Origin of the sequence: Devosia sp. 1566, assembly GCF_004005995.1 — a bacterium.
Taxonomy (GTDB): Bacteria; Pseudomonadota; Alphaproteobacteria; order Rhizobiales; family Devosiaceae; genus Devosia.
Genome location: NZ_CP034767.1, coordinates 1,692,413 through 1,708,260 on the forward strand (window position 1 = coordinate 1,692,413; position 15,848 = coordinate 1,708,260).

14 protein-coding genes are annotated in these 15,848 nt (G+C 64.3%); 2 read left to right on the forward strand and 12 right to left on the reverse strand.

Features of this window, described 5'->3' with window-relative positions:
- Nucleotides 1–86 precede the first annotated feature (86 nt).
- Nucleotides 87–1,505, reverse strand: coding sequence for a glutamate--tRNA ligase (gene gltX, locus ELX51_RS08300; protein ID WP_127753072.1), 1,419 nt, complete (start codon nucleotides 1,503–1,505; stop codon nucleotides 87–89).
- A gap of 79 nt (nucleotides 1,506–1,584) precedes the next feature.
- Here gltX and ELX51_RS08305 point away from each other — a divergent pair, with 79 nt between their 5' ends.
- Nucleotides 1,585–3,732 carry a ComEC/Rec2 family competence protein gene (locus tag ELX51_RS08305; RefSeq protein WP_127753073.1) on the forward strand — a complete coding sequence of 716 codons (2,148 nt, stop codon included), beginning with the start codon at nucleotides 1,585–1,587 and terminating at the stop codon, nucleotides 3,730–3,732.
- 8 nt (nucleotides 3,733–3,740) lie between these two features.
- Here the strand turns inward: ELX51_RS08305 and ELX51_RS08310 are convergent, their stop codons facing one another.
- The 3 genes from ELX51_RS08310 to ELX51_RS08320 are packed head-to-tail and all read right to left on the reverse strand — an operon-like array spanning nucleotide 3,741 to nucleotide 6,156.
- Nucleotides 3,741–4,616: an SMP-30/gluconolactonase/LRE family protein gene (locus ELX51_RS08310; protein WP_127753074.1), complete on the reverse strand. Its 876-nt coding sequence runs from the start codon at nucleotides 4,614–4,616 to the stop codon at nucleotides 3,741–3,743.
- Nucleotides 4,613–5,224, reverse strand: a complete 612-nt coding sequence (locus tag ELX51_RS08315; protein WP_127753075.1) for a 2-dehydro-3-deoxy-6-phosphogalactonate aldolase — start codon at nucleotides 5,222–5,224, stop codon at nucleotides 4,613–4,615. Before ELX51_RS08315 ends, ELX51_RS08310 begins: the two co-directional genes overlap by 4 nt.
- Before the next feature lie 11 nt (nucleotides 5,225–5,235).
- Nucleotides 5,236–6,156 (reverse strand): 2-dehydro-3-deoxygalactonokinase, encoded by a 921-nt coding sequence (locus ELX51_RS08320; protein WP_127753076.1) that lies wholly within the window; start codon nucleotides 6,154–6,156, stop codon nucleotides 5,236–5,238.
- Nucleotides 6,157–6,370: 214 nt separating this feature from the next.
- Between ELX51_RS08320 and ELX51_RS08325 the strand changes: the two genes are divergently transcribed.
- Nucleotides 6,371–8,200 carry an IlvD/Edd family dehydratase gene (locus ELX51_RS08325; RefSeq protein WP_127753077.1) on the forward strand — a complete coding sequence of 610 codons (1,830 nt, stop codon included), beginning with the start codon at nucleotides 6,371–6,373 and terminating at the stop codon, nucleotides 8,198–8,200.
- Nucleotides 8,201–8,883: 683 nt separating this feature from the next.
- Here ELX51_RS08325 and ELX51_RS08330 read toward each other — a convergent pair.
- The 8 genes from ELX51_RS08330 to trpE all read right to left on the reverse strand — a co-directional run bounded on the left by ELX51_RS08330 (nucleotide 8,884) and on the right by trpE (nucleotide 15,837).
- The gene (locus ELX51_RS08330) at nucleotides 8,884–9,249 is read right to left on the reverse strand and encodes an NUDIX domain-containing protein (protein ID WP_282567582.1); all 366 of its coding nucleotides are present in this window, start codon (nucleotides 9,247–9,249) and stop codon (nucleotides 8,884–8,886) included.
- Nucleotides 9,250–9,290: 41 nt separating this feature from the next.
- Nucleotides 9,291–10,004: a transcriptional repressor LexA gene (gene lexA / locus ELX51_RS08335; protein ID WP_127753079.1), complete on the reverse strand. Its 714-nt coding sequence runs from the start codon at nucleotides 10,002–10,004 to the stop codon at nucleotides 9,291–9,293.
- A gap of 108 nt (nucleotides 10,005–10,112) precedes the next feature.
- Nucleotides 10,113–11,315: a gephyrin-like molybdotransferase Glp gene (gene glp / locus ELX51_RS08340; RefSeq protein ID WP_127753080.1), complete on the reverse strand. Its 1,203-nt coding sequence runs from the start codon at nucleotides 11,313–11,315 to the stop codon at nucleotides 10,113–10,115.
- Nucleotides 11,312–11,794: a cyclic pyranopterin monophosphate synthase MoaC gene (gene moaC / locus ELX51_RS08345; protein ID WP_127753081.1), complete on the reverse strand. Its 483-nt coding sequence runs from the start codon at nucleotides 11,792–11,794 to the stop codon at nucleotides 11,312–11,314. Before moaC ends, glp begins: the two co-directional genes overlap by 4 nt.
- Nucleotides 11,791–12,606, reverse strand: a complete 816-nt coding sequence (gene trpC, locus ELX51_RS08350; protein WP_127753082.1) for an indole-3-glycerol phosphate synthase TrpC — start codon at nucleotides 12,604–12,606, stop codon at nucleotides 11,791–11,793. The genes moaC and trpC overlap by 4 nt, the downstream gene beginning before the upstream one ends.
- Entirely contained in the window at nucleotides 12,603–13,622 is a 1,020-nt protein-coding gene (trpD, locus tag ELX51_RS08355; RefSeq protein ID WP_127753083.1) for an anthranilate phosphoribosyltransferase, read from the reverse strand. Before trpD ends, trpC begins: the two co-directional genes overlap by 4 nt.
- Nucleotides 13,622–14,218, reverse strand: a complete 597-nt coding sequence (locus tag ELX51_RS08360; protein WP_127753084.1) for an aminodeoxychorismate/anthranilate synthase component II — start codon at nucleotides 14,216–14,218, stop codon at nucleotides 13,622–13,624. The genes trpD and ELX51_RS08360 overlap by 1 nt, the downstream gene beginning before the upstream one ends.
- A gap of 110 nt (nucleotides 14,219–14,328) precedes the next feature.
- Nucleotides 14,329–15,837, reverse strand: coding sequence for an anthranilate synthase component I (gene trpE / locus ELX51_RS08365; protein WP_248305288.1), 1,509 nt, complete (start codon nucleotides 15,835–15,837; stop codon nucleotides 14,329–14,331).
- Nucleotides 15,838–15,848 lie beyond the last annotated feature (11 nt).

Sequence of the window (15,848 nt, forward strand, 5' to 3'; positions counted from 1 at the left end):
CTATTGCCTGTTCAGTTGTAGTGTGGGGTAGCAGTTCGCCCCGGTCGCCGCAACTAAGGGTAAGCAGTACTTACCCGATTGGTTTGTTATCTTTGAGCAGCCTGGTCGCCCAGCCGCGCCATGGTTTCTTCGCGCCCGATCAGCACCATCACCTCGAAGATTCCCGGGGAAACTGTGCGGCCGGTGAGCGCTGCGCGCAAGGGCTGCGCGAGCTTGCCGAGCTTGAGCCCCTTTGTTTCAGCCAGAGCACGCATGGCGGCGTCGATCGCGGGCACCGACCAGTCATCAAGACCTTCGAGCGTGCTTGCCATATCGGCCAGCACCGCACGTGAGTCGGGGGTCAGCAGGGCCGTGGCGGCAGCATCGATGGTGAGCGGCCGGGTGGCATAGATGAACTGCGCCAGGTCGATCAGTTCGAGCACCGTCTTGGCGCGCGGCTGCAGTTCGGGCAGTGCGGCGAGCACCGTGTCCTTGTTAGCGGTGAGGCCCTCAAGGTCGACGGTGCGACCAACTTCCTTGGCGGTGGCGATCATGACATCATAAAGATAGTCGGGCGCGGCCTCGCGAATATAGTGGCCGTTGATGTTTTCGAGTTTGACGAAGTCAAAGCGCGCGGCGCCCTTGTTGAGCCCTTCAAGGCTGAACCACTCGATCATCTGCTCGGTCGAGAAGATCTCGTCGTCCTCATGGCTCCAGCCGAGGCGAGCGAGATAGTTGCGCAAAGCTTCGGGTAGGTAGCCCAGCTGCCGATAGGCGTCGACGCCGAGGGCGCCATGGCGCTTGCTGAGCTTGGCCCCATCCGGGCCGTGGATCAGCGGGATGTGGGCCATCTCCGGCACGGTCCAGCCCATCGCATTGTAGATGATGATCTGGCGGGCGGCATTGGTGAGGTGATCGTCGCCACGGATGATGTGGGTGACGCCCATGTCGTGATCGTCCACCACCACGGCATGCATATAGGTCGGGGTACCATCCGAGCGCAGGATGATGAAATCATCGAGGTTCTCGGTCTTGAACACGACCTTGCCCTGCACATGGTCATTGACCACGATGTCGCCCGAGAGCGGCGCCTTGATGCGCACCACGGGGGCAATGCCTTCAGGGGCTTCGCTCGGGTCCCGGTCGCGCCAATAGCCGTTATAGCGCGGCGGCTTGCCGGCAGCGCGGGCTTCCTCGCGCATCTGGTCAAGTTCGGCGGGGGAGCAATAGCACTTATAGGCATGACCCTTGGCGATCAGCTCATGAGCGATCTCGGCGTGGCGGCCAGCGCGCTCGAACTGGGAAATGGCTTCGCCATCCCAGTGCAGCCCAAGCCAGGACAGCCCATCCTTGATCGCCTCGACGGCGGCCTGGGTGGAGCGTTCGCGGTCGGTGTCCTCGATGCGCAGCAGCATGGTGCCGCCGTGCTTGCGGGCAAAGGCCCAGTTGAACAGCGCCGTGCGCGCACCGCCGATATGGAGGAAGCCCGTGGGGGAAGGCGCGAAGCGGGTAACGACTTTAGACATGAATACCGGAACGGTTGGACGAGGTTTGGTAGCGTGTGTAGCATAGGGTAGCACGAGCGCAAGTAGAGGGGACGCCGCGGTGCAGGGCACGGGGGCGCTGGAGCAGACGCGGGAGCTTGCGCCAGTGCCGGTGCAGGCTGGCCCGATCCTTCCCTCGCCCAAGCTATTGCCCGCCGTCGTAGCAACCAAACGTCTATTATTTGTCCGCGCCCTGGAGGCGGCCCTGGCGGGTCGACGGGTGTTTGTGCTCCTGCCTTTTGCTGCCATTGCCGGGCTGGTCAGCTATGCGGGCCTGCCGTTTGAACCGGCGGGCTCGGCACTCGGGGCGGTCGGCGCGGCCGCTTGCCTAGGGGCGTGCCTCGCGCTGCGCAATCTGGCGGCCTTGCGGCTGGCGGTGTTGTTTGCGGCCTTCTGGGGCGGTTTTTGCCTTCTCCCGGTTCATGGCGCGCTGTGGGGAACGGGCATGCTGCCGTTCCCGCTTTACGGGCAATACGAGGCAGTCATCGACGAGATTCTTTCGGCGACGCAAGAGGATCGCCGCGTCGTGGTTTCAGCCTTGCGGCCGTTGGGAGAAGCGCCATCGGCGCCGATCAACAAGGCGCGATTGCTGATCCCGGCCGAGCCGCCGCTGCAACCGGGTGACACCGTTCGGGGGCAGTTGCGGTTGGCGCCAGTGCCGGGGCCAGTGCTGCCCGGCGCATTTGACGGGCAGTTTCACGCCTATTTTGCGGGGATCGGCGCCTATGGCAATGCAACTGGTGCGATGACGCGTGTCGCTGAGGCGACGGACTTCAATCTGGGCCGTTCGGTCGAGGATCTGCGACGTGCGGTCGGCGCCCGGCTGGACGAACAGATGGAAGGCGCCTCGGCCGCCATTGCCCGCGCTATGGTGGTGGGGGATCAGAGCGCCATTACCGACGAAACGCGTGACGTGATGGCAGCTTCGGGCCTTGCGCATATCTATTCGATTTCCGGGCTGCACCTGTCGATCGTCGCGGGCGGCGTGTTCTGGTTGGTGCGGCTGTTGCTGGCGAGCCTTCCCGGTTTGGCCGTGCGCTGGCCGGTCAAGAAGCTCGCGGCGGTGGCCGGAATTGCTGCGGCTTTCAGCTATTTGCTGCTGGCGGGCGGGCTGGCCAATGTGCCGGCACTCCGCTCGACTATCATGCTGGCCCTGATCTTTGGCGCGGTGCTGGCGGGGCGGCGGGCGTTGACCATGCGCAATGTTGCCATTGCGGCGCTGGTGGTGATCCTGCTCGATCCCGCCAGTGTGTTTCGGGCCAGTTTCCAGCTGTCCTTTGCAGCCGTGGTGGCGCTGATCGGCATTTATGAGTTGCCCCGAAGAACCCCCTCGGTGCACCGGGCGGGTATTGCCCGTCTCATCGTCTCGGTGGGGACCGCCGCCCTGACCAGCTTCATCGCCGGCACCGCCACCTTGCTGTTCTCTGCCTATCATTTCCAGCAGACCGCACCCCTGGGGGTGATCGGCAATGTGCTGGTGTTGCCAGTGGTCAGCCTCGTCATCATGCCCTTTGGCGTCCTCTCGGTATTGCTGATGCCGCTCGGGCTGGAAGCACCGTTTGTTGCGGTGATGGGCTGGGGCATCGATCGGATGGTGCACGGCGCGGTCCTCGTGGCGGGTTGGAGCGAGGGGCTCACCGGCAATCCGCTGCTGACCTCAACCGCCTTGCTGCTGGGGCTAGCGGCGCTCGCCTGGTTTGCGTTCTTTCCCAGCCGGTGGCGCTTCCTTGCTCCGGTGGCGGCGATCCCATTAATCTTGCTGTTTGGTCTCGATCAGCGCCCCGATGTGCTGGTTGCCGATACGACCCAAGCCGTCGCGGTGCGCAGCGAGACCGGGCTGGGGCTGCTTACCGGCCGGGCAGGCAGCTTTGCCGTTGACGTCTGGGGTCAACATTACCAGGAAGAAATTGCGCCCGTCATCGACGCGGCTCGCTGCGACAGCCTCGGTTGCGTGGTCGCGACGGAGCAATTTGGGGTGGCGGTGGTGCGTGATGTCGGCGCCTTCGCCGAAGATTGCGCCCGCCACGATCTGGTGGTGACGCGGTTGCGGGCGCCGATTGCCTGCCGGGCGCAGGCCCAGGTGATTGACCGCGACGATCTCGCAAGGGGCGGCGTGCACTGGTTAAAATGGGAGGATGGAGAGCAGCGCTTTGTCGTGCGGACTGCCGTGCCAAACCTCACGCGCCCCTGGCGCGTGAGGTCACAATAAGGGGCAGGCTAGAGGACGATGCGCGCCTCCGGGATGCCGGGCACATCCACCTGGATCGAGAAGACCCCGCCGGCCACCTTTTCGGCAGCCAGCTGTTCAGCGCTTAGATTCTTGGCGGCGGTGGTGATGAAGAGGGTCTTGAGATCGGGGCCGCCGAAGGCAGGACAGGTGACCTGCGAGACCGGCACTTCGATGATCCGGTCGATCGAGCCATCCGGCGCATGCCGCACGACGCAGCCGCCGCCCCATTTCGCATTCCACAGATAGCCTTCGCTATCAACCACCGCGCCGTCGGGGAAGCCGCGGCCGTCCGAGACATCGGCGAAGAGCGACCATTCCCCGACCGGCATGCCGGTGGCCGGATCGGTCTGTACCCTGAGAATCTTTTTGGTGGGGGTATCGGTCCAGTAAGCGGTGCGCCCATCGGCCGTGAAGCAGGTGGCGTTGGGGATCGAGGCGTTGGAACGCAGCACGCTCAGTTGACCCGCGCGGTAATGATAGAGCTTGCCGCCCGGCGCTTCTTCCTCCTTGCGCATGGTGCCGATCCAGAAGGCGCCCGAAGGATGCACCCGGCTATCATTGCCGCGGTTGAGCGGATCGTCGGCTTCCAGCGGGATGATGAGGCTTTGCTCATCGGTCTGCAGGTTGAAGCGCTTGAGCCCGGTTTCGGTAACGAGAGCGAGGTTGTCCGCATCGATGATGGCGGCAGCGGCGACATTCTCGTCAAAGCTCCAGCTCACCTCGACATTGCCGCGGGCGGAGGTGGCAAACAGCTTTTGGTTGTTGATGTCAAAAAAGAACAGCTGCTGGCGGTCGGCGTGCCAGAACGGGCCTTCGCCCAAGGCACATTTGCTGTCGATCAGCAGGCTCGCGGTTTGCGTCACGCTGTGGTCCTCCCATCATAGGCCGCTACGGCCTGGGCGGCCCGCTGGCCGACTTCGGCGGGGGTGCTGCCGGGCTTGTATAAAAAGGTGCCCAGGCCAAAACCGCTGCAACCCGCAGCGAAATATTCACCGAAGTTATCCGGCTTGGCGCCGCCCACCGCGTAAAGCGGCAGCTCGGGCGGCAAGACCGCCTTCATCGCCTTGATGCCGCGCGGGCCCAGAACTTCAGCGGGGAAAAACTTGAGCCCGGTGGCGCCCGCCTTGATCGCCTTGAACGCATCACTGGGAGTGAACACGCCGGGATAGGAGCCCAGCTGAATGCGCACCGTTTCTTCTATAACCGACCGGTTGGTATCCGGGGATACAATAAAGGTTCCGCCGGCGTCGGCGACGGCCCAAACCTGCTTTTTGTTCAGAACGGTGCCCGCGCCCACCATCACGTCATCCCCGAGCGCCTCGGCCGCCAGCGCAATGCTGGTCAGGGCGTCGGGGGAATTGAGGGGCACTTCGATCATGGTGATGCCGGCCGCAACAAGGGCGTGGCACACATCCAGCGTTTCGGGCGGGGTGATGCCGCGCAGAATCGCGATCAGGTGGCGGTGGGGCATGGGGTCTCCAATCAGACGATAAAGGCACGTGCAGCTTTAAGGCCGGCGAGCACCACTTCGGTTCCATCCACGGCTTCGCCTTGTGCCCCGATCATGCCGAGCACCTCGGCATAAAGGGCGCAGAGCGCGGGGGCGCCGATCAAAGGAACGGTTTGTTCGCCGATCAGCGCACGGCGGCTGCCAATTTCGGTGCCGATCAGGAGGCCCGAAAGATAGCCGGTGCACCAACCGGGCTGACGGCCGGACAGGAGCGAACTGGCGCGGACCGCAAAGAGCTCGCTGGTGAGCTGTTCGGGCCGCTCGAGGCCGACCTCTGCACCCGCGGCAAAGCCTTCGGCGCGCTCGGGCCCATTGCTGTCTTCAGTCAGCGAATAGCGCAGCACCGAATGATGGCGCAGCAGATCGAAGAGCTCGCCCGTCATTGCGGTGGAGAAATGCTCAATGCGGGTGCCATTCATGCTGACCCATTTGGAATGGGTGCCGGGCATGCATACCACGCCATGGGCATTGGGGCGCAGGGTCGCGAGGCCCAGTAGCTGGGTTTCCTCGCCGCGCATCACATTGTCGCCGCCGGCCTTCTGGCACACACCGGGCAGAATTGCCGGGGCCAGGTGATTGTTGGGCATGGGCGGGCGCACTGCGCCGTCAAGCAGGCCGCGCAAATCGGTTGGTGCTTCCAAATAAGGCGCTTCGAACCAGCCCTGGCGCGCGCCGGCCATGCCGCAGATCAATACGTCGAGCGCACCGCCGTTGTTGCCGACTAGACCATCGAGCAAGGTTTCGAGCACGCCTGGATACTGGTCGCGCGTCAGCTTGCCCATGCCTTGATCGGATTTGCGCGCAACGATCACCGTGCCGTCGGAACTCAGGCCCCAAGCCCGCAGGTTGGAGGTGCCCCAATCGACCCCGACCCAATCCACAAATTCACTCATGCTTGCCCCTCTTGCAGTCCGCCCCGCACTTTCGGGCAAACCTAGTCGCTGCGCTGGCCTGCGCCTAGCCGATTCGACGCCGCCCGGTTGCCCTGCGAGCGCAAGGGGCGACGAAATCCAACAGGATTGGCGTTCACTCCTGCAACTAACATGCTAGAACTGTAGCAAACAGCAGCCTGTATTCGCCTCGGCGGAACTATTGAGGAATAAGGTAATGACGGCAGACAACAGCTTCTCTTCCCCCAATGGGCAGGGCAGCGCGCCCAAGAAGCTGCGCTCGCGCGCCTGGTTCGACAATCCCGAGAACCCGGACATGACCGCGCTTTATCTTGAGCGCTACATGAATTTCGGCGTGTCGCGGGAGGAATTGCAGGGCAACAAGCCCATCATCGGCATCGCCCAGACCGGTTCTGACCTTTCCCCCTGCAACCGCCACCATATCGTGCTGGCCGAGCGCGTGCGCGAAGGCATCCGGGAAGCGGGTGGCATCGCCATCGAATTTCCCGTGCATCCGATCCAGGAAACCGGCAAGCGCCCCACTGCGGGCCTGGACCGGAACCTGGCCTATCTCGGGCTGGTGGAAGTGCTTTATGGCTACCCGCTCGATGGCGTGGTGCTGACCATTGGCTGCGACAAGACCACCCCGGCCATGCTGATGGGCGCAGCCACCGTCAACATCCCCGCAATTGCGCTCTCGGTCGGACCGATGCTCAATGGCTGGCACAAGGGCGAGCGCACTGGCTCGGGCACCATTGTGTGGAAGGCGCGCCAGATGATGGCGGCTGGCGAGATCGACTACGCGCAGTTCATCGAGCTGGTGGCGTCCTCGGCGCCGTCCACCGGCTTCTGCAACACGATGGGTACGGCAACCACGATGAACTCGCTGGCCGAGTCGCTGGGCATGCAGCTGCCCGGCTCGGCCGCGATTCCCGCGCCTTATCGCGATCGCCAGGAAATGGCCTATCGCACGGGCAAGCGCATCGACGACATGGTGCATGAGGACCTCAAGCCCTCCGACATCATGACCAAGGACAATTTCATCAATACCATCGTGGTCAATTCCGCGATTGGCGGGTCGACCAACGCCCCGATCCACATCCAGGCGATCGCCAAGCATATCGGTGTCGAGCTCGATCTGCAGGATTTCCAGACCTATGGGCATAAGGTGCCGCTGCTCGTGAACCTGCAGCCGGCCGGCGAATATCTGGGCGAGGATTACTACCATGCGGGCGGCGTGCCGGCGGTGGTCAACGAGCTGATGAAGCAGGGGCTGATCCGCGAGAACGCACCCACCGTCAACGGCAAGACCATCGGCGAGAACTGCCGCAACACGCCCATCCAGGACGAGAAGGTGATCCGCCCGTTCGAGCAGCCGCTCAAGGAAGAAGCCGGGTTCCTGGTGCTGCGCGGCAATCTCTTCGACAACGCGATCATGAAGACCAGCGTGATCTCGCCCGAGTTCCGCGAGCGCTACCTTGCCAATCCCGAGCATCCCGGCATGTTCGAGGGCAAGGCGGTGGTGTTCGATGGTCCCGAGGACTATCACCACCGGATCGATGATCCCTCGCTTGATATCGACGAGCACACGCTGCTGTTCATGCGCGGCGCGGGCCCGATCGGCTATCCGGGGGCGGCTGAAGTGGTCAATATGCGGCCCCCTGCCTACCTCATCAAGAAGGGCGTCCACGCGCTGGCCTGTATCGGCGACGGGCGCCAATCCGGCACGTCGGGCTCGCCCTCGATCCTCAATGCCTCGCCTGAAGCGGCAGCGGGCGGCAACCTGGCCATCCTACGCACGGGTGACCGGGTGCGTATCGACCTCAACAATGGCACCGCCGATATCCTGATCTCGGACGCCGAGATTGCGACGCGCCGGCAAGAACTGGCGGAAGCGGGCGGCTACAAGTACCCCGCGCACCAGACGCCCTGGCAGGAGATCCAGCGCGGGCTGGTCGACCAGCTTGGCAATGGCGCCGTACTCAAGCCAGCAGTGGCTTACCAGCGCATTGCCCAGACCTATGGCGTGCCGCGCGACAACCACTAGGCTCAGCCGACAACGACTTCGAGATCCCCGCTTCGGCGGGGATTTTTGTTTCCAAGGCACGGCGAAACTCCGGTCGGCGCGAGGCCTCCGGTTGGGAGCGGCGTTGGCGAGGCATTGCCTCAAAAAACGTTGCGCAAAACGGAAGCTCCGCCCCGCCAACAGCGACTGGGTGCCGATGCCCGCTCCCTCCTGCGGCGCATGCCAGATTCCGCGGATGTCGAACTAAACCCTGGCGGGCACCGCTGCCTGCGCCACATCAGGGTTCCGATGGCCAGTGCAGCTGCCATCGCGATTCTTCACCCAAGACCACCGGACGATAGAGGTCCACGGCTCTTGCGGACACCGGCCGGATCGCGGCGACCCACGATCCCCCAGCCTCCGCGCACCAACCACTCGTCATGATCTCGCTTGGGTGCGCGGATGAGGAGACTATGCGGGTGATCGGCGGGGGCGGGGATAAGTTATTGTCGGGGGGTATGGGGCTTGAGCGGATTGCGCATTGGAGGTGGCCAGCCGGGTCTAACGTCACTCGCGGAGGAGGGACTAAACCCCCACCCCGGTCCTCCCCTCAAGGGGGAGGGTGAAGGAGGGGGCATACAGGCGCTGGTCTGGTGCGGCTGATGAGGACCCTAGGGCGGCAATCGAGTTCCGTCGAAGAGATTATTTCTTGGCCGATTCCGGCTTTAGGCGTGGCGAGCGATGTGGGCGAGGGCCCGCTGGAACATGGGGTGCCATTCGGGGCCCGGTTGGCGCTCGAGTGGCCACCAGAAGAACTCGAACCTATGACCACCATCATCCTGGGTAAAGTGACGCCAGTGTTCGGGGACGGGAGCGGCGGCACTCACCACAACGAAGTGCCAAAGCTGTTGCTCTGCAATGGCACTGCTGGATGGCAGCGTGCGCAAAGCCTCTGCCTGCAGGCCAGACTCCTCCGCGAGTTCGCGCAGGGCACCGACTTCAATCGGCTCGGAGCCTTCCCGTGTTCCTTTCACCAGCTGCAAGCCAGCCAAAGGATGCCTGAACGCCAAGCAGTGGCGCTCTTGCCCCACCCCGCGCAGCAGGACAGGACAGAGTTTTTCGACCCTGGGCGTCAATATTTACGCAGCAGGCCCACCAGGCGGCCCTGAACCTTGACGCGGTCGGGCGGGAAGATGCGGGTTTCGTAGGCGGGATTGGCCGCTTCAAGCGCGATGGTGTTGCCCTTACGGCGCAGCCGCTTGAGGGTGGCTTCCTCGTCATCCACCAGCGCGACGATGATCTCGCCGGTCCCGGCAACGTCCTGGCGGCGGATCAGCACCGTGTCGCCATCGAAAATGCCGGCATCGATCATCGAATCGCCGCGCACTTCGAGCGCGTAGTGCTCGCCAGGGCCAAGCATTTCGGGTGGCACCGAGATGGTGTGGGAATGGCTCTGGATGGCCTCGATGGGGGTACCGGCGGCGATCCGGCCCATGACCGGGACCGCGACGGGGCGCACATAATCATCGCTCCAGCCCGAGCGTGGCGGCGGAGCGGCAACACGGCCCAGATTGCCTTCGATGACGCTGGGCTCGAAGCGGGCCTTGCGGCCGCCGAGCGCGGGGTTCATCGAATCGGGGAGTTTGAGCACTTCCAGTGCCCGCGCGCGATTGGGCAGGCGGCGGATGAAGCCGCGCTCCTCAAGCGCCGTGATCAGGCGGTGAATGCCCGACTTGGAGGCCAGATCCAACGCGTCCTTCATCTCGTCAAACGAAGGGGGAATGCCGCTTTCCTTCATCCGCTCATGGATGAACATCAGCAGTTCATGTTGCTTGCGCGTCAGCATCGGAGCCCTTCAATCGCAGAATCGGAACAAAGACTGAACGAGCATAGGTGTTCCAGTTATGTTCTGCAATAACGCTCAAGGGCGCAGGAGAAAATTCTTTGGCTCTGCTTAGAACCCGTCCAGCGGAATGGCCGCAGCTAGGGTGCCGGCGGGTTGTCCGGGATCGTACTCCGGCTGCACCAGCAGCATATCGGCACGGGCCAGCGAGGAGGTATGACCGCTATCGGTTTCGCTGATCGGGAGCAAGCCCGCACCTTGGCTTGAATGCACCATTTGGGCACGCATGAAGTGGCGCCGGGCGGTATTGGGCGGCGTGGGCGCAAGAAGCGGCAGGTGCCAGCGGGCGGGTTCGGCGACGCCGAGCCAGCGGCGGAGCGCCGGCTTGATGAAGACGGCGGCGGTCACCATGGCCGAAACCGGATTGCCAGGCAGGCCAAACACCAGGGTTTTGCCCAGAGTGCCGAACATCAGTGGCTTGCCCGGGCGCATATTGATGCGCCAGAAATCAAGCTGCACGCCGAGACTCAGCAGGATTTCCTGCACGATATCATGGTCGCCAACACTGGCGCCGCCCGTGGTGATGACGAAGTCGGGCGCTTCGGCAAAGATGCCGGCAAGGCGCTCGGCAAGCGCCGCCCGGTTGTCGGGAGCGATCCCGTAGTCGCGGATCTCGGCGGCGTAAGGCGCAAGGAGCGGCCGCAAGCCGAAGCTGTTGGAGGCAACGATCTGGCCCGGTCCGAGAGCGGTGCCGGGCAGCACCAGTTCGTCCCCGGTGGCAAGGAGCGCTATGCGCGGCTGCATGGCGACGGGCAGCGTCGCGCAATTAGCGGCGGCCGCGACGGCCAGTTGCATGGGCGTCAGGCGCGAGCCTTTCGGAATCAGCTCTTGTCCCTGCCGGAAGTCGTGGCCAAGCGGGCGAATGCTGCGCCCGATGGGAGGTTGGGCCGCAAAGCTGACGCGGTCGCCGGTGCGGGTCGCTTCCTCCTGCATGATCACGGCATCAGCGCCCGGGGGCACGGGCGCGCCGGTGAAGATGCGCACGCAGGTGCCCGGGGCGATATCCGCGCCAAAGCCGGCGCCGGCCTGGGCGGTGCCGACGACATCTAGGATCGCGCCCGGCACGATATCGGCCGCACGCACGGCATAGCCGTCCATGGCGCTGGCGGGGAAAGGCGGCTGGTCATGGCGGGCGAGCAGGGGCTCGGTCAGTACCCGGCCGGCGGCGGCCTCAAGCGGCACCGACTCGGTGCGGGCGGGCGGCACGCGGGCGAAAATGGCCGCGAGGGCGTCTTCAACCGGGAGCAGGCTCATGGCGCCCGCTGGAAATCGCCGGACTTGCCGCCCGATTTTTCGAGTAGGCAGATCGCGGAAATAACCATCTCGCGGTCGATGCCCTTGGCCATGTCGTAAAGCGTAAGCGCCGCGGTGGAAGCCGCCATGAGGGCTTCCATTTCCACCCCGGTCTGGCCGGTGGTTTCGGCAGTCGCAAGAATGGTGATGGCGCCGGGCTCGCGCGCCTCCATCTCGACGCTGACCTTGGTGAGCGGGATGGGGTGGCAAAGAGGGATGAGCTCGGCGGTCTTTTTGGCTGCCATGATGCCCGCGACGCGCGCGACGGCCAGGGCGTCGCCCTTCTTGAGGGCGCCACCCATGATGGCGGCAATGGTTTCGGGCCGACCGCTGATCACCGCCTGGGCGAGGGCGCGGCGGCGGGTGACTGCCTTGTCGCCGATATCAACGATCCGGGCCTCCCCGCGCTCGTTGAGATGGGTCAGCTGCGGCTCGCTCATGGATGGGCGGCCTGGGGCACACCCTGCAGGAGGGCGCGGGTGGCGGCGACCACATCGGCCTGGCGCATCAGCGATTCGCCGACAAGGAAGGTGCCGATGCCGGCTGTGCGGTCGAGATGCTGCAGGTGTTCGTGGCCGTTGATGCCGCTTTCGCTGACCAGCACCTTGCCCGCGGGCACGCCGCCAGCAAGGTTGACCGAGGTATCGAGCCGGGTTTCGAAGGTGCGCAGATTGCGGTTGTTGATGCCGATGAACTCGGCGTCGAGCGCCAGCGCCCGGTCGAGCTCAAGCTGGTCGTGCACTTCCACCAGCGCATCCATGCCCCACTCACGGGCGCTATCGAGCAGGTAGCGGGCAACATCGTCGCCAATAGCGGCAAGGATGATGAGGATGCAGTCGGCCCCCCAGGCGCGCGCTTCGGCGACCTGGTAGGTTTCGAACAGGAAATCCTTGCGCAGGACCGGCAAGGCGGTGGCGTCGCGCGCCTCGCGCAAAAACGCCGGCGAGCCCTGAAACGAGGGCTGGTCGGTGAGGACCGAAAGGCACGTCGCACCGGCCTCTTCATAGGCGCGCGCGATCTCTGCCGGGTTGAAGTCGGGCCGGATCAGGCCCTTGGAGGGACTGGCTTTCTTGACCTCGGCGATCAAGGCGTATTCGCCGCGGGCGCGCTTGGCCTTGATGGCGGCGAGAAAGCCGCGTGGCGGGGGCTGCTCATGGGCGGCGGCAACCACTTCGTCCCAAGGGCGCAGGGCCTTGGCCGCGGCGATTTCCTCGCGCTTATAGGCTTCGATCTGCTTGAGAATATCGCTCATGGGGGTGTTCCATTGGAGATGGCGACAAGGCGCTCGAGGGTTTCCCGGGCCTTGCCGCTGTCGATCATTTCGGCAGCCATGGCGGCGCCGCTGCGCAGATCGCTCACCACATCGGCCACGATCAGCGAGGCCGCGGCGTTGAGGAGGACGATGTCGCGATAGGCGCCGGGAGCCCCATCAAAGAGCGCGTGGATGGCGAGGGCATTATATTCGGGCTCGCCGCCCAGCAGGTCATTGGGATCATGGCGTGACAGGCCGGCGTCTTCAGGGGTGACTTCGAAGCTGTGAAGGTTGCCGTCAGCGATCTCGGCCACATAGGAGGGGCCAGTGACCGTAAGCTCGTCCAGCCCATCGCGACCATGCACGACCCAGGCCTTGATCGCCCGGTTGGCGAGAAGCGCGGCGGCGACCGGCTCCACCCATTCCGGGGAATAAACGCCGAGCATATAGCGCCGTACGCCAGCTGGGTTGGACTGCGGTCCGAGCAGGTTGAACATGGTGCGCACGCCCATTTCAGCGCGCGAGGGGCCGACATGACGCATGGCCGGATGATGGGACGGCGCGAACATGAAGCCGATCCCGGCCTCGTTGATGCAGCGCGAGATTTCGGCGGGGGTGAGGTCGAGCTTGACGCCGAGGGCTTCAAGGGCCTGGGAGGAGCCCGATTTGGACGACAAGGCGCGGTTGCCGTGCTTGGCGACGGGAACGCCGGCGGCGGCAACAACGATGGCGCTGGCTGTCGAAATGTTGAGCGTGCCAACACCATCACCGCCGGTGCCGACAATGTCGATGGCGTGTTCGGGAGCGTCGACCGTCACCATCTGCTCGCGCAGGATCGACACGGCGGCAGCGATCTCACCCACCGACTCGCCCTTGAGGCGCATGCCCATGAGGAAAGCGCCGAGCTGGGAGGGGGTCGCTTCACCGGCCATGATGGTGCGCATCACCGAGCGCATTTCCTCGCCAGTGAGATTGCGGCGGTCAGCAATCTTGGCCAGTGCCTGCTTGATGTCCATCAGGCGGTCTTTCCGTTGAAGTCGCGAGCGAGGTTGAGGAAGTTCTGCAACAGCGCGTGCCCGTTCTCGGAGGCGATGCTTTCCGGGTGAAACTGCACGCCATGTACCGGCAGGCTTTCGTGCTGCATGCCCATGATCAGACCATCATCGGTGGTGGCGGTGACCTTGAGGGTAGCGGGCAGGGTGGTCGGTTCAACCACCAGCGAGTGGTAGCGCGTGGCTTCAAAGCGCGAGTTGAGACCGCGGAACAGCCCTTCGCCCGTGTGATTGATGGCGCTGGTCTTGCCATGCACCAGTTCGGGCGCCCGCACGACGTCGCCGCCCATGGCCTGCCCGATGGCCTGATGACCAAGGCATACGCCCAGAATGGGGATCTGCGCCTTGAAGCGGTCGATCACCGCCAGGCACACGCCGGCTTCGTTGGGGGTGCAGGGCCCGGGAGACAGGACGATGGCCTGGGGGGCCATGGTTTCGATCTCGTCGGGGGTGATCTTGTCGTTGCGCACCACGGTGAGTTCGGCGCCAAGTTCGCCCAGATAGTGGACGAGGTTGTAGGTGAAGCTGTCGTAATTATCGATAACGAGCGTGCGGGTCATGGGTCTGCTCCAGCGCAGCTATGGGGAATGGGGGTTCAGAGATCAGAACCAGCCCCGCCATCGATAATTGTTCGACCTCATCGTGAGGTCCACGCTGGTCTTGTCGCCGCTCATTGCCCGATCCTCGCCTCGCCGGCATAGCGTAGCGCTTCCTCGGCAGCGCTGAAAAGGGCGCGCGCCTTGTTTTCGCATTCCAGTTGTTCGAGGGCCGGCTGGCTATCGGCAACAATGCCGGCGCCGGACTGCACATAAAGTTTGCCGTCCTTGAGCAGCGCGGTGCGCAAGACGATACAGGTGTCCATGGTGCCATCGGCGCCGAAATAGCCCACACAGCCGCCATAGATGCCGCGACGCGACTTTTCCAGCTCGTCGATGATCTCCATGGCGCGCACCTTGGGGGCACCCGAGACCGTGCCGGCCGGAAAGCCGGCGGCGAGCGCATCGACAAAGTCGTATTGCGGATCGAGCACGCCAACCACATTGGAGACGATGTGCATGACGTGGCTGTAGTATTCCAGAAAGAACTTGTCGGTGACCCGCACAGTGCCGGTCTTAGCGACGCGGCCCACATCGTTGCGCCCGAGATCGAGCAGCATCAGGTGCTCGGAACGTTCCTTGGGGTCGGCCAGTAGTTCGGCCGCCAGTTCCTGGTCGCGGGTCGGCGTCGAGCCGCGCTTGCGGGTGCCGGCGATGGGCCGGATGGTGACCTCGCCTTCGCGAACACGCACGAGGATCTCGGGGCTGGAGCCCGCCACGGCGAAATCCCCGAAATCAAGGAAATACATATAGGGGCTGGGATTGGTGCGGCGCAGCGCCCGATACAAGGCGGTCGGCGGCAGGGTGAACTCGGCCTCGAAACGCTGGCTGAGCACGACCTGGAAGATATCGCCGGCGGCGATGTAGTCCTGCGCCCGGGCGACCATGGCGAAATACTCGTCGCGCGTGGTGTTGCTCTGGACGGCGATGTGCTGCAGGTCGGGTACGGCCGGGGTCGTTGGCAGCGCCCGCCCAAGGCGGGCGATAGCGTCATCGATCCGAGCCGTCGCGGCTTCATGGGCCTGGCGGGCGGTCACCCCCTGGCGGACGTAAACGGGCGCGGTGAGATAGAGCTCGTCCTTGACCGTGTCGAACACCGCCAGCAGCGAAGGGCGCATCAGCATGGCTTCGGGCAGCTGCAGATCGTCCGGATTGCTGTCGGGCAGCACTTCCATATAGCGGACCATCTCATAGCCCAAAAAGCCATAAATGCCGGCCGATTGAGGCGGCAGGCCTTCGGGCACCGAAATCTGGGAGTCGGCCACCAGGTGCCGCAGGGCATCAAGCGGCTGGTCGGGCAGGGGCTCGAAGGCTGTCGCGTCAAGCTGGGCCTGCCGGTTGATCCAGGCGGTGCCTTGTTCAACCTTGAGGATCACATCAGGCAGCAGGCCGATAATGGAGTAACGCCCGCGGGTCGAACCATCCTGCACCGATTCCAGCAGGAACGTGTTGCGGCGATCCTGAGCCAGCTTGAGATAGGTGCCGATCGGCGTTTCGAGATCGGCCACGATGCGGCGCCAGACGATCTGGGACTCACCCCCGTCATAGCGATCTGCAAACTGCTGGGTGAAGTCGCTGGCCACTATCGTGTTTC

Bases quoted from the DNA above. Each gene is read 5' to 3' on its own strand.
- gltX (WP_127753072.1), bottom strand. From the start codon at position 1,505: ATGTCTAAAGTCGTTACCCGCTTCGCGCCTTCCCCCACGGGCTTCCTC.
- ELX51_RS08315 (WP_127753075.1), bottom strand. From the start codon at position 5,224: ATGCCCCACCGCCACCTGATCGCGATTCTGCGCGGCATCACCCCGCCC.
- ELX51_RS08320 (WP_127753076.1), bottom strand. From the start codon at position 6,156: ATGAGTGAATTTGTGGATTGGGTCGGGGTCGATTGGGGCACCTCCAAC.
- ELX51_RS08325 (WP_127753077.1), top strand. From the start codon at position 6,371: ATGACGGCAGACAACAGCTTCTCTTCCCCCAATGGGCAGGGCAGCGCG.
- lexA (WP_127753079.1), bottom strand. From the start codon at position 10,004: ATGCTGACGCGCAAGCAACATGAACTGCTGATGTTCATCCATGAGCGG.
- glp (WP_127753080.1), bottom strand. From the start codon at position 11,315: ATGAGCCTGCTCCCGGTTGAAGACGCCCTCGCGGCCATTTTCGCCCGC.
- moaC (WP_127753081.1), bottom strand. From the start codon at position 11,794: ATGAGCGAGCCGCAGCTGACCCATCTCAACGAGCGCGGGGAGGCCCGG.
- trpC (WP_127753082.1), bottom strand. From the start codon at position 12,606: ATGAGCGATATTCTCAAGCAGATCGAAGCCTATAAGCGCGAGGAAATC.
- trpD (WP_127753083.1), bottom strand. From the start codon at position 13,622: ATGGACATCAAGCAGGCACTGGCCAAGATTGCTGACCGCCGCAATCTC.
- ELX51_RS08360 (WP_127753084.1), bottom strand. From the start codon at position 14,218: ATGACCCGCACGCTCGTTATCGATAATTACGACAGCTTCACCTACAAC.